Genomic DNA, 12,833 nt, shown 5'->3' on the forward strand with positions numbered 1-12,833 from the left:
GTTCATTACATGTCAGCATGTGATAGTACCTTTCTTGCCCGTTCAACCACGGGAGCGTCAATCATCTTTCCATCTATCTCAAGCGCACCTTTTCCATTTTTTAAAGATTCTCCATACAAAGCAATAATTTTTTCTGCTTCTTTCACCTGCTCACGTGTAGGTGAAAAAGCATGATGTACAGGCGCAATTTGTTTTGGATGAATAAGCAGCTTCCCTTGGAATCCAGCACACTTTGCACGTTCCGTTTCCTTTTCTAATCCTTCTTCATCTTTAAAATCGATAAAAACAGAATCAACCGGCGGTTCTTTTCCCGCCGCTTTGGAAGCAATCACCAGCTGTGTTCGGGCATACATTAAATTTTCTCCCATTTCCCCTGCATCGATATGAAGGTCAAGCATAAAATCCTCCGCTCCGAAACAGAGACATAAAATCCGATTACTCGCACAGACGATTTCTTGGACATTTTGAATTCCGGAAGCGGTTTCAATTAATGGTACGATAGCAAGCGAGCCTTCTTCTAAACCATACTTTTCCTCCATTTGTCCAAGCAAATAAGCTGCGATGATAATATCGTGTTGATTATTCACTTTAGGCAGAACGATTCCAGAAAGATTCTCTGCGATAATTCCATCTAAGTCTTCTATAAAATAGGGTGTAGTTAAATCATTCACACGTACAAAATTCACTTGTTGACTTATCTTACAAATTGCTTCTTTCACTTTTTGTCTGGCTATTACTTTTTCATTCACTGGTACAGCATCTTCCAAATCATAAATAATCACATCGGCCTGCAAATCCTTTACTTTGTTCAGATTTTTTTCTTGATTCCCCGGAACAAATAGCCAAGATCTGTACATCAGAATCTCTCCTTTCCACGTATGTTTCATGGAAACTAATAAATAAGCATTTTCTATATTGGATATTGGATACAATTTAATAATAATATATACAATGCTTTCTGTAAATGTATTTTTTGATTTTTTTAAAATTTAAGTCTATGTTAACGACTCACTATACTCTCTCTCTTATTCAAGCATACCTGTAATTTTCAGCAATAAGAAATTCAAGTCTGATTATGTATACGGGACAGAACAGAGTTGAACTTTTTCGTTCATCTATCCTTTAACGCTGCTTCTGTCCCTGCTTTTATCATGATATATGCAATAAACTAAATGGATTTTTGTTTAATAGTAAACTTTTTATCACGGAGAAGAACAAAAACTCCCACTAATGAAGTTTCGTTTTATGGAAACTTCATTCTATCTTAATAATAATTCTGGATGACTCCCCTTTCGCCAGCTTATCAAATCCTTCATTTATCTCTTCCAGCTTAATAATATCAGTAAGCAATTTATCAACCGGCAGCCTCCCTTGATTAAATAAGCGAATATAATTCGGAATATCCCGATCTGGAACACAGCTTCCTACATAGGATCCTTTAATACTTTTTTCTTCTGCAGTTAAACTCACATACGGAAAGGAAAAATGATGCTCCGGATGCGGTAATCCTGTTGTAACTGTCGTTCCGCCGCGTTTTGTTATTCCATAAGCCACCTCCATCGCCGGAACGGCTCCAGCGGTTTCAAATGCAAAATCCAGTCCACCATTCGTTGCTTCACGGATTTGTTCGATGACATCAGGATCCTTCGAATTAAATGTATCCGTTGCACCCAGCTCCTTCGCTTGTTTTAATTTGGATTCATTGATATCTACAGCAACCACTCTGCTCGCACCTGCAGAGATTGCTCCCAGCAAAGCACTTAATCCAATTCCTCCAAGACCAATAATCGCAACAGTACTCCCTAATTTAATATTGGCCGTATTGACAACAGCACCAACGCCGGTAATCACAGCACAACCAAACAGTGCTAGTTTTTCAAAAGGGATCTCTTTAGGGACTTTAATTAATGAATTTCTTGATACGACGGCATATTCGGCAAAAGCGGATACGCCAACATGATGATGGATGGTTTCTTCCTTTTCGTGCATGCGAATTCCTCCGCCAATCAAGGTTCCTGCTGTATTGGATTCCGCTCCAGGTTCACATAATGCCGGACGGCCTTCCTTACAAGGGATACAGTGGCCACAGCTGGGGACGAAGACACAGACGATATGATCCCCTGCTTCTAAATCTGTTACCCCTTCTCCTGCTTCTACAACAACACCGGACGCTTCATGCCCCAGCGCCATCGGCAATGGTCTTGGTCTGCTGCCGTTAATAACCGATAAATCAGAGTGACAAAGGCTGGCCGCTTTTATTTGAATCAATACTTCTCCTAATTCTGGAGCATCTAATTCAACTGTTTCAATTTTAATCGGTTTGCTTTCTGCATAGGGTGTTTCAGCTCCGGAGGTTCGTAATACAGCTGTTTTCACATTCATGATCATCTACTCCTTATCCTATTTTTATAGCAAAACATCATTTCATTATTAAATAAGCCTGTGATGGATTAAATCGTTTATATAAAGATCAATAGAGCTTTATACCAACAAATTTTGTATCCAGCATGTCTTCTATCGCATATTTAATTCCTTCTTTTCCAATCCCGCTATCTTTGACGCCTCCATATGGCATATGGTCATAACGCCTGACGGATACTTCGTTAATCCAGACTCCTCCTGTTTCAATAGCATCCGCCATGCGCATGGCACGGTTGATATCACGTGTAAACACGCCGGCATGCAGCCCTAAATCCGTATCATTTGCACAGGCAACAACCTCCTCTTCCGTAGAAAAGGGAATGACACTTACAATTGGAGCAAAGACTTCCATGCAAACGACCTTCATATTGGGAGTAGTGCTTCCAATGATTGTCGGCTCTAAAACTGCTCCTTTTCGATGTCCTCCGGTTAATAATGCCGCGCCTTGTGCCACAGCTTCCTCTATCCATGACTGCGCCCGTTCTGCTGCTTCTTCTGTAATCATCGGGCCTAATTCTGTCGACTCTTCACGTGGATCGCCAAGCTTTAGAGCTTCTGCTGCTGCAACTAATTTTTCTGTAAATGCCTGATAGACACTTTCTTGGACATATACCCGCTGTGCAGAAACACATGCCTGGCCGGCAAAGGTATAACCGCCTTGCAGGATGGATTGGACAGCAATATCTAAATCCCCATCCTCAAAAATAATATTGGGAGCATTGGATCCTAATTCCAGTGTTACTTTTTTCTTTTTCGCCATTTCGTGAATTTTCCAGCCGACTGCTCCGCTTCCCGTAAACGTCACTTTTTTTACATCCTTATGGGTTACCAGCGGTTCTACAAGCTGCTGTCCCGGCCCCATCACAATATTCAACGCTCCTTTTGGCAGCCCTGCCTCTTCCAATACGTGATAAAGCATCACCGAAGATAACGGTGTTTTTTCTGCTGGTTTAAGAACGACTGTATTCCCGGCTGCTATGGCAGGTGCAATCTTATGAAGCGCAAGATTTAATGGAAAGTTAAAGGGAGTAATTGCTGCAACTACCCCTAGCGGTACACGCTTTGTGATCCCGATTTGATGTTCTCCGCCAATGGCACTATCCATTGGAATCTGTTCACCATAAATCGACTTTGCCCCTTCTGATGCAAAGCGCAGCACTTGAATCGCCCGAATAACCTCCCCGCGGCTTTCGTTGATTGGTTTCCCAGCCTCCAGCGTCAATATATCAGCAAATGCTCCTTCTTGTTCTTCCAAGCGGTCAGCAGCTTTCCGCAAAATAGCAGAGCGTTCATGTGCCGGCATCTTCTTCATAATTTGAACAAAAGTCTGCTGTGCAGTATCAATGGCATCATGCACATCCTCTGTGGTTGCACATGCTATTTTTCCAATAACCTCCCCATTATATGGATTGGTTACAGCCAGTTCTTCTCTTTCTCCATTTCTTTCTTCTCCATTAATGATGGACCCGGCAACATTTTCATGGATATCAATCATCGTCGTCCCCTCCTTGCCATGCTTTCATAAACAAGCCTCATGACGTTGCTGCATACAGGTCATAAGGCTTGTTTATTCCGATTATCGATTACTCATAAAATCCTTCTGTCGATTTTACAAACTCCCTAAATTGCTTGGCATCATGCCCAAACCAGACCTGAGAATTTGTCCTTTCCGCATATTTTCTAATTTTTTCTACCGCATTTAAATATCCGACTGAATCATAAATAATTCCTGGCGGCTTTACAGGAGGACCAAAGCTTTCCGAGGTATAGACTGCATCGGAAGCTAAAATAATTCCTCCCTCACCCGGTAATTCTACATGCAGGCCAAGCAAGCCCCATGCATGTCCGGGACCAAAGTTCAGAATTTTAACCCCTTTCGCCAGCTCCAGTTCATCTTCATTCGGCATAACCGTTTTCCATTTTAAATCATTGGTAATCCAGGCATTGATATCTGCCCAAATGTAAGCTCCCATGTCTTTGGTCATCGCATACTGCTTCATGGTTTTCGAGAGCTCTGTGTCATGGACGATAATGGTTGCATTTGTAAATAATTCCAAACACCCTGCATGGTCTAAATGTAAATGCGAAGCAACTACATATTTAATATCCTCCGGTCGGGTGTTCAATTGTTCTAACCGGTTGATTAAATAGCAGGATTCATCCTGAAAGGACGGAAACATTTTTTGCACGCCCTCCGGCCAGCGACCCTCTTCTCCCATACCGTCCGGATTACATCCCGTGTCAAACAGGATTTTACCTTCCGGATGATCAATTAACACTGCATATACTGGAAATTCCACAAACTCGGCTGGCGGACTGGGATTATCCACACTTGCCGGATTGTGCATGGCAATCATATAATTTTTATCCATTTTCATGGTGCCTGTGTCCAAAACAAATAACTTTGGTTTACTCATAAGTCACCCTCCATGTGTTAAATAGATTTTTATTTCTCACCTGATTCTGTTGACTGTTAAAACCAAAATCCAGACTCATAACCCAGCAGTACATTTATATTTAGCCGCTATCACCACCCATAATAATGGTTCCTCTCGTTACCTCTCTTGCTGCCGATTTATCCAATGCCGTTTTGATATCTTCTAATGTAAACGCGGCATCCAGCAATTCATCAAAAGGATATATATCCTTTGTCTGTGAAAGAAATAGCAGAGCCTTACTTAAATACCAAGGGTTATACCTGACAACAGGGATAATCTGAATCGATTTTCTGGTTAGCAGACCTGGATCAAACTCGACCAGCTTTCCAGGTGTTATATTTCCAATCGTGACATATTTACCTCCTGGTCTGATAAAGTGGATACCTTCTGCAAAGGCGGCAGGAACGCCGGCGACTTCTAAAGCAACATCAGCTCCTATTCCATTGGTTAAATCTAAAATAGCATTCGTTCGGTCTTCCACCGTCTCATAGTCATTTATATTTATTGTATAATCCGCTCCAAATTTCTTTGCCTGCTGTAATCTGCTCTCTACTCCATCTATCACAATCACTGTTGCTCCCCGTTCTTTTGCAACAGCTGCCGCATTTAAACCAAGTCCTCCAGCCCCTTGAATGACAATCGATTGATTAAAGGAAACACCAGACTTGTCTAACCCAAAATAAACCTGCGATAAGGCACAGTTGGCACTTGCAGCTGCGGCATCGGATACATCGTCAGGGACTTTATAAAAATACTGATTCGGATGAATATAATAATGGGACGCGAATGTACCATGGAAATGCGGCATTGCCTCTGGCTGCATATTCCAGAAATCATAGGCATGCTCACATAAATGAAAGTGTCCCTCCCGGCAAGCAGCGCATTTTTGGCACGTAATATAATAGGCGGAAACAATACGGTCACCTATTTTTACGGGACTGCCTGCATAATCTGTTTCCACGCCTTCTCCAAGCGCATATACTTCCCCAACCATTTCATGTCCGAGCACGCCCCGTTTCTTCGTCGGATGCAGCCCTTTCCATATATGCAATTCAGAACCACAGATATTGGACCGCCGTACCTTTAATAAAACCGCTCCTTTCTCTACCTTTGGAAGCTTATATTCCTGATAGCTTAACTTTTCCGGCTCTTCCATCACAGCTACTCTTCCGTATTGCTCCTCCGATTCCTGTCCCATTATTCATATCCTCCTTTGTAATAGATGAATTTACTTCATAACTGCTAATAAAACAGGTATTCCATTGATTGAAGCGCTTTCATTTAAAAAAGAACAAAACTTTTTGGATATTGTAACTTTGGATACAATTAAATTCTATGATATATTATTTGATTTGTAAACTATCTTTTGAATTTTTTGTTTTATTTTACTCTATGGCAAACGGTTCTCTTTGAATACAAAAAAGAGTGAAGTTTATCCTCTCTGATATTCTCCACTCTTTGAATCTATTAATGGCTCTGATTTCATGCTTTTTATAAATGTTGTTATTTTATTTCTCCAATATAGCAAGCAGCTCTTCCCCAGTCCGTTGAATGTGCTTTGCAAGTGCGTCCGAAGCCTTTTCAGCATCTCTGTTTTCAATTGCTTCTAAAATCGTCGCATGTTCTTTATTTGATTTTTGAATTTGACCGGGAATGATTTGCGGCGTATCCAATGCAAAGCCCATGGAAATGGTATCAATAAAGCTTACTAAGCGGGAGCTGTCACAACGGCTGATCAACACTTTATGAAATTTCGCATTATTTTCGACATAGGCTTCATTGGATGCAGTATTCAGCATCGATTGATGAAATTCCGATAAGGTTTTCAGATCTGCTTGGGTAAAATGCTCCATACTTTTCTTTAATGCCAACGCTTCTAGAACGGAGCGTAATTCATATATCTCTTGAATATCTGCTTTCTTTATCTCCCGGACGACCGCTCCCTTATGCGGCTCCATGGTAATAAGTCCCTCCAGCTCTAGTGTTCGAAGCGCCTCTCTAATTGGCATACGACTTACCCCAATAAGTGAAGCAAGCTCGGTTTGCACCAAACGTTCTCCCGGTTTAAAGTCTCCTTTAAGGATTGCTTGCCGTAACACACTGCATACACGATTATGCAGCATTTCTCTATCACCGATTTCTAAATTTATATGATCAGGCATAAGCTTATCTCCTATTCTCCATTTTGAATATTGTATCCACATATTATAGCAAATGAAGAATCTAAATAAAAGATTTTACTTTTTTAAAAATTTACTAAACTAAAATTAAATAAAAGAAATGAAACAACGATTAAGTTTTCCACTGTGAAATCTTCGTTCTCGTACATATCAGAAAATCTTAACAGAGCATCTTAATCTCCAATAATACTCAACGAAAAATTCCCACACTTTCCCAAATCCCAAGGAAATTTATGTTATCATTAGAACGTTATTATAGCTATAGAAAGCGAGGTGGAATTATGGGCGAAATACCAACTAATTCTAAAAGTATTTTTGTTTTGATCACATTTCTTTTCATAACAATCGGTTTTACATGGCTGTATATCGATTTCAGCAGCACTATTAAAGATGAACCAGTGGAAGAAACGATTGAATTAAAATACAGCAAAAAAGGATTGTATTTATACCCGCGTTATGAAATCCTTGTCTCCAATTCAGATCGGCCAAGCACCGTATCTAAAGAGCAATTTGAATCGATTGAAGCAGGAGATACGATTTCTGGATACATGAAAACAGAAGACACTTTTGTAACAGAAAAAGACATTCAGTTTGAAAAACTATTAGGAATACCGATTCTTATTGCTTTATATCTAGTTGTGTTCATCTTTGGTGCTGGCTTACTGAAAAATACAACATTTATTAAAAATAAGCTGTCCTATAAAAATATCGTGCAAAAAATATTTATGACAAGCCTTTTAACGCTTTTAGGGCTCTATCTTCTGACAGGGTTAATTCTCATCGCACTAATAACAACAAACATTTTTCATAAAATAAATCCATGGAATCAAACAGAAGTAACAGCGACTGTTTTAGGCGGAGACTATAATGAAACACGATCACAAAGAGGCGCTTCTTACACAACATATGAGCTATTCCTTCATTTTCAAGATCAAGAAGGGAACGATTACATAACCAAAAAAGCAGTCACCAGTACGACATATAATAAATATGATTTGGGTGAAAGTATTCCACTGATTTATCGTAATAATAACGCAGATGATACCTTTATCGCTACGAAAAGTGCCAACGAAATCTGGCCTGCCTTTTTGAATTTATATACTTTTTTTATCGGCTTTTATTTAGTTTCCGTATTTGCCATGATTAGAGGATGGCGTAAAAAGAAAAAACGGCAGCAAGAGAAGGATACTGCGCTTCATAATACGATTTGAGACTTGCATGGAATGACTTGACAAGGCTGGTTAGCCAGCTTTATCAAGTCTTTCTGCAAATACTTCTCCCTTTGATTTTTTTATTGTATAATAAAGCGTATCCTATCCATACTCAACTGCCAGGACAGTTGTTTTAATCTATTTACGCTTATATCAATAAATTCGTATTTATTTGTGAATCACGTCACAAATAAATGGAAGGGGAGAAGATAAGTGCAACGACAAATGAAAATGGGGACGATGATTCATGGTGTAGGAGAAAAAATGTCTGATTGGAGACATCCTGAAATACCGTCAGATGCAAGTGTCAATCTTAAATTTTATATAGAACAGGCGCAAAAGGCTGAAGAAGGAAAATTTGATTTTGTTTTTATTGCGGATGCGTTACACATTAATGAGCATTCTAATCCACATTATTTGAATCGTTTCGAGCCGCTTACGATTTTATCTGCGCTGGCAGCTGTTACCTCACATATTGGATTGGTTGGCACATTATCAACGACCTATAGTGAGCCTTTTTCAGCGGCACGTCAGTTTGCCTCTCTGGATATGATCAGCGGTGGCAGAGCGGGCTGGAATGTGGTCACATCAGGCCTTGAAAAAACAGCCTTGAATTTTAGCCAAGAGGTAAAAGATCATCCTGATCATACAGAGCGTTATAGAAAGGCATCAGAATATATCGATGTGATGCAAGGGTTATGGAAAAGCTGGGAAGATGACGCGTTTATAAGGGATAAAGAAACAGGAATATTTATGAATAAGGAAAAAATGCATGAATTAAACCATGCTGGAGAGTTTTTCTCGGTTAAAGGACCGTTGAATATCGGCCGCTCTAAACAAGGTGAACCAGTGATTTTTCAGGCAGGCTCTTCTGCCGACGGGAAGGATTTAGCAGCGAAAAAAGCGGATACCGTATTTGCAATCATCCCATCTATAACAAAAGCTCAAAACTATTACCATGATTTGAAACAGCACGTCAAACAATATGGAAGAAATCCAGAAGATGTGTTTATCATGCAAGGAATCTCACCTATTATCAGCAAAACAGATGAGGAAGCTGAGGCAAAATATCAAGAACTCGCTCGTTTAGTAGAGATAGACCAGGCACTGGCATTTCTCAGCAGACTGTTTGAATTTCATGATTTTTCAACATATCCGCTAGACGAACTCTTCCCTGATGTCGGAGATTTAGGGAAAAACAGTTTTAGAAGTGATACAGACCGCATCAAGCAGGAGGCAATCGAAGAAAGCCTTACGCTGCGTGAAGTAGCTTTACGTGAAGCAACACCCCGGCCGCTTTTTATGGGAACGCCTGAAAAAGTAGCGGACCTGATGGAAGAATGGTTAGAATCACGTGCGACTGATGGGTTTATCATTATTGCTAATTTGCCAAGTTATCTGGGAGACTTTATTGATGAAGTTATGCCTATTCTGCAGGAACGGGGCCTTTTCCGAAAGAACTATGAAGCAAATACATTGCGTGAAAATCTTGGGCTGCGTATTCCAAGACACTGTTCTATGACAGGGGTTGCCAGATAAGGATAGACGAAGTTCGATACTTCATTTGTAACGCTGCGTTTTTACGCGTTTAATGAATGAAGAAGCAAAGCAGATTTATAAATAGATTGGAATAAAGGGGGGGATATGGGCAGATACACTGTGCTTGTCTTCCTCTTTATATACTCCACGCTCTGTTCTTATATTTAGTTTAAGCTTATCATCGTTATCAGTATTGGGATAATCTCCTCTCTTTTCCTTCTATTTATAAAACAACAACCCCACAGCCAAAATAACTACAACGATTACAACATTCGTGATGGAGATATTGTTCATCATATCACTCCCTTACTTCATATTTTCATACCAGAACAAATCATCCAGGTTCGCACCCAATGCCTTACATAATAGAAGACAAATCTTAATGAAAGGATTATATTTTTCTGTTTCAATAAGGTTCATCGTCTGACGGGAAACGCCAATCTCTTTTGCTAATTCTTGCTGCGAGTATTTTGGGAAGGATATTCTTGTTAACTTTACATTATTTCTTGTTATTATTGGTTGTTTAATATATAGATAGATTGATTGATAATACTGGTTTTTAAACATGAGAAAAAATAATGGAGGGAATTTAAAATGAAAGCATTCGATATTTATACAGACGGGGTACAGCATACGGTGGTTGCTAACTCTCAAAAAGAGGCTAATGAATATTTTGAAAATATTCCCAAAAAGAAAATCATCTACTCTGAGCCTTATGGCTGGACCGGGAATGATTAATTGGTCGATACGCGACACTTCAGAGTTTAACAACATTGAAAAACAAGAAATTTAATTGAGAAGCCCTTCAACTTGGGGAAGGGCTTGTTTTCTCATATAAAGAGGATAGCAACGGCTATAGTTCTCCCTGAGCAAAAAATAAAAAACAAAAGTACAATATGTCTTTTGTTTTTATTGAGAACGAATATCTTTAATATCTCCTCATATAAATGAGTGTAGTATCCGTATATCTATACAAGCTTGGCTAATTAAATTCACCACACAAGCATATGTAGTGCATCACGTCCTTACCTTTACCTATAATTATAGGTTAATCTTGAGCTCCGAACCGTGAGCTCCTTCCCAACCGCTTAATTTATGACTTTTTTCCACCTGTTTATTAATATGTAATAAGATGTTTTTTCCGTCAATAGAATAGCAGGTCATCAAATACTTCCCCACCCGCCACGTATATAAAGATTACGAAGGCTGATACGCTGTTCTCTATGATTTGGCAACAGCTCACCAAAAATCTTTTTTGTAATAAGAGTTAATCTCATTGCTCTCTATTCGCTATTCCATTTTGTCTATTATTATTATTTTCTTTCCAACCAATTATTAACACAATAAATAAGGGCAAGATAAAAATATAAATATGAGGTTCTTCCGAAAAACCGCCCTCTGACTCATAAGATATGTAATTCATAAGTATAAGCGACACTAAAATTGCAATAATTACAATTAAAAAATTCAAATTATTTGAAATATAATAGATAATTGTGATAACATTATTTTCAAACGAATTTCATTATTTAGTGATGTTATGAAAGTCTTAACCAATTTTTGATACTGAGTTTCGGGAGACTGAACTTTAATATATATTCAGTTTAATATTTTTAAAATGGGGAGGAAAAACAATGATGAAAGTTTCGTGGTCAAGATTAATGTTCTTTACAATGCTGATCTTTTTATTGGCTTTGGCTGCATGTGGCAATGGTGATACTTCAGACGAAGAATCCACTGATGACTCGGATACTGCAACAGAGGAAAGTGCTGACGAGGACGCTGATGAAAGTGCAGATACAGATACAGACGCAGAATCTGAACCACAAGTTACTGAGTTTGAACCAGCATTTCCAGAACAAACAAGAGCACCTGAAGTAGAGACTGAAGCAGAATTTGATGTGGAAGTTGTTGTTGAGGGCCTTGACGTGTCTTGGGGTATGGAAGAGTTTGATACAAACCGCTTACTTGTTACGCAAAGAGATTCAGCAGAACTTCTTATTATAAACCTTGAAGATGGCTCTGTTTCAGATCCAGTCGAAGGTACACCAGAAGTAAATAACGAAGGTCAAGGTGGTTTACTTGATGTAACCATTGCACCTGATTTTGACGAATCAAGATTAGTATTTATGACGTTTGCTCAAGATATTGAAGATGGTACTGTAACTGCTGTCGGTAAAGGTGTTTTATCAGAAGATGAAGCCTCACTTGAAGATTTTGAAATAATTTTCCAAGCAGTACCAGCATATGATGGTGACTTACACTATGGTGGACGTATTATCTTTGATGATGATGACAACCTATTCTTAACAACTGGTGAGCGGTCTGATGATCCAATTCGCGAACGTGCACAAGACCTAGATGCTTATTTAGGTAAAGTAATTCACATTACACAAGATGGAGAAGCAGTAGATACGAATCCATTTATTGAAGATGAAGACGCACTAGATGGTATTTACAGCTACGGTCACCGTAATATTCAAGGTGTTGACTTCCATCCTGAAACAGGAGACCTATGGATAGTTGAATTCGGTCCACAAGCTGGGGATGAACTGAATATTATTGAACCAGGTTCTAACTATGGATGGCCAATTGTTTCTTATGGTATCGAGTACACTGGTGAATTAATCAATGATGGTATTTCAGAACACGACGCACATGGCTTTGTTGAGCCAGTATATTATTGGGATCCAACAAGTGCACCAAGTGGTATGTCATTCTATGATAACGATGCAATTCCTGAATGGGAGAACAACATGTTCATCGGTGGTTTAGCGCCGAACTATATTGTACGTCTCGTTATTGAAAATGACCTCATCGTTGGAGAAGAACGTCTATTAACGGAAGAAGGCGAACGTTTCCGTGATATTCTTGTGACTGAGGATGGCGCGCTTGTTGCAATCACTGATGGCGGTCTGATTTATAAGATTACTGCTGCAGGTGAAGGCACAGAAGAAGACGATGTTGATACTGATGAAGACGATGACGCGGAATAATTTATTATTCTCTAAAAGCACCCGACCCTATGTCAATGTCATTAACTT

Annotated in this window: 11 protein-coding genes; 4 read left to right on the forward strand and 7 right to left on the reverse strand. The window is 39.3% G+C overall.

The annotated features are described in order from the left end of the window. Nucleotides 1-5 precede the first annotated feature (5 nt). From MKX55_RS17400 to MKX55_RS17425, 6 genes are all read right to left on the reverse strand, one after another. Nucleotides 6-857, reverse strand: coding sequence for a CoA ester lyase (locus tag MKX55_RS17400; protein ID WP_339233703.1), 852 nt, complete (start codon nucleotides 855-857; stop codon nucleotides 6-8). A gap of 397 nt (nucleotides 858-1,254) precedes the next feature. After that, nucleotides 1,255-2,382: a zinc-dependent alcohol dehydrogenase family protein gene (locus MKX55_RS17405; protein WP_339179158.1), complete on the reverse strand. Its 1,128-nt coding sequence runs from the start codon at nucleotides 2,380-2,382 to the stop codon at nucleotides 1,255-1,257. Between the two features lie 88 nt (nucleotides 2,383-2,470). After that, nucleotides 2,471-3,916: an aldehyde dehydrogenase family protein gene (locus MKX55_RS17410; RefSeq protein ID WP_339233705.1), complete on the reverse strand. Its 1,446-nt coding sequence runs from the start codon at nucleotides 3,914-3,916 to the stop codon at nucleotides 2,471-2,473. Between the two features lie 88 nt (nucleotides 3,917-4,004). After that, nucleotides 4,005-4,838: an N-acyl homoserine lactonase family protein gene (locus MKX55_RS17415; protein ID WP_193063509.1), complete on the reverse strand. Its 834-nt coding sequence runs from the start codon at nucleotides 4,836-4,838 to the stop codon at nucleotides 4,005-4,007. A gap of 100 nt (nucleotides 4,839-4,938) precedes the next feature. Beyond that, nucleotides 4,939-6,057 (reverse strand): zinc-binding dehydrogenase, encoded by a 1,119-nt coding sequence (locus tag MKX55_RS17420; protein ID WP_339233708.1) that lies wholly within the window; start codon nucleotides 6,055-6,057, stop codon nucleotides 4,939-4,941. A gap of 310 nt (nucleotides 6,058-6,367) precedes the next feature. Continuing rightward, on the reverse strand, nucleotides 6,368-7,021 hold the full coding sequence (locus tag MKX55_RS17425; protein ID WP_339233711.1) for a GntR family transcriptional regulator: 654 nt from the start codon (nucleotides 7,019-7,021) through the stop codon (nucleotides 6,368-6,370). Nucleotides 7,022-7,320: 299 nt separating this feature from the next. On the opposite strand from MKX55_RS17425, the gene MKX55_RS17430 reads away from it, so the two are divergent. Together MKX55_RS17430 and MKX55_RS17435 are read left to right on the forward strand one after the other, a co-directional pair. Next, nucleotides 7,321-8,250 (forward strand): DUF3592 domain-containing protein, encoded by a 930-nt coding sequence (locus MKX55_RS17430; protein ID WP_339233713.1) that lies wholly within the window; start codon nucleotides 7,321-7,323, stop codon nucleotides 8,248-8,250. A gap of 225 nt (nucleotides 8,251-8,475) precedes the next feature. Continuing rightward, complete coding sequence (locus tag MKX55_RS17435; protein ID WP_339238557.1) at nucleotides 8,476-9,789, forward strand: LLM class flavin-dependent oxidoreductase; 1,314 nt, start codon at nucleotides 8,476-8,478, stop codon at nucleotides 9,787-9,789. A gap of 306 nt (nucleotides 9,790-10,095) precedes the next feature. On the opposite strand, the gene MKX55_RS17440 is transcribed toward MKX55_RS17435, so the two are convergent. After that, complete coding sequence (locus MKX55_RS17440) at nucleotides 10,096-10,422, reverse strand: helix-turn-helix transcriptional regulator (protein ID WP_339238559.1); 327 nt, start codon at nucleotides 10,420-10,422, stop codon at nucleotides 10,096-10,098. On the opposite strand from MKX55_RS17440, the gene MKX55_RS17445 reads away from it, so the two are divergent. Both MKX55_RS17445 and MKX55_RS17450 read left to right on the forward strand, forming a co-directional pair. Then, nucleotides 10,384-10,527, forward strand: a complete 144-nt coding sequence (locus MKX55_RS17445) for a hypothetical protein (RefSeq protein ID WP_339238613.1) — start codon at nucleotides 10,384-10,386, stop codon at nucleotides 10,525-10,527. The genes MKX55_RS17440 and MKX55_RS17445 overlap by 39 nt on opposite strands. Nucleotides 10,528-11,423: 896 nt before the next feature. Then, on the forward strand, nucleotides 11,424-12,785 hold the full coding sequence (locus MKX55_RS17450) for a PQQ-dependent sugar dehydrogenase (protein ID WP_339233715.1): 1,362 nt from the start codon (nucleotides 11,424-11,426) through the stop codon (nucleotides 12,783-12,785). Nucleotides 12,786-12,833 lie beyond the last annotated feature (48 nt).

Origin of the sequence: Oceanobacillus sp. FSL W7-1281, from assembly GCF_037969835.1 — a bacterium.
Lineage (GTDB): Bacteria > Bacillota > Bacilli > Bacillales > Amphibacillaceae > Oceanobacillus > Oceanobacillus oncorhynchi.

Bases quoted from the DNA above. Each gene is read 5' to 3' on its own strand.
- MKX55_RS17400 (WP_339233703.1), bottom strand. From the start codon at position 857: ATGTACAGATCTTGGCTATTTGTTCCGGGGAATCAAGAAAAAAATCTG.
- MKX55_RS17405 (WP_339179158.1), bottom strand. From the start codon at position 2,382: ATGAATGTGAAAACAGCTGTATTACGAACCTCCGGAGCTGAAACACCC.
- MKX55_RS17410 (WP_339233705.1), bottom strand. From the start codon at position 3,916: ATGATTGATATCCATGAAAATGTTGCCGGGTCCATCATTAATGGAGAA.
- MKX55_RS17415 (WP_193063509.1), bottom strand. From the start codon at position 4,838: ATGAGTAAACCAAAGTTATTTGTTTTGGACACAGGCACCATGAAAATG.
- MKX55_RS17420 (WP_339233708.1), bottom strand. From the start codon at position 6,057: ATGGGACAGGAATCGGAGGAGCAATACGGAAGAGTAGCTGTGATGGAA.
- MKX55_RS17425 (WP_339233711.1), bottom strand. From the start codon at position 7,021: ATGCCTGATCATATAAATTTAGAAATCGGTGATAGAGAAATGCTGCAT.
- MKX55_RS17430 (WP_339233713.1), top strand. From the start codon at position 7,321: ATGGGCGAAATACCAACTAATTCTAAAAGTATTTTTGTTTTGATCACA.
- MKX55_RS17435 (WP_339238557.1), top strand. From the start codon at position 8,476: ATGAAAATGGGGACGATGATTCATGGTGTAGGAGAAAAAATGTCTGAT.
- MKX55_RS17445 (WP_339238613.1), top strand. From the start codon at position 10,384: ATGAAAGCATTCGATATTTATACAGACGGGGTACAGCATACGGTGGTT.
- MKX55_RS17440 (WP_339238559.1), bottom strand. From the start codon at position 10,422: ATGCTGTACCCCGTCTGTATAAATATCGAATGCTTTCATTTTAAATTC.
- MKX55_RS17450 (WP_339233715.1), top strand. From the start codon at position 11,424: ATGATGAAAGTTTCGTGGTCAAGATTAATGTTCTTTACAATGCTGATC.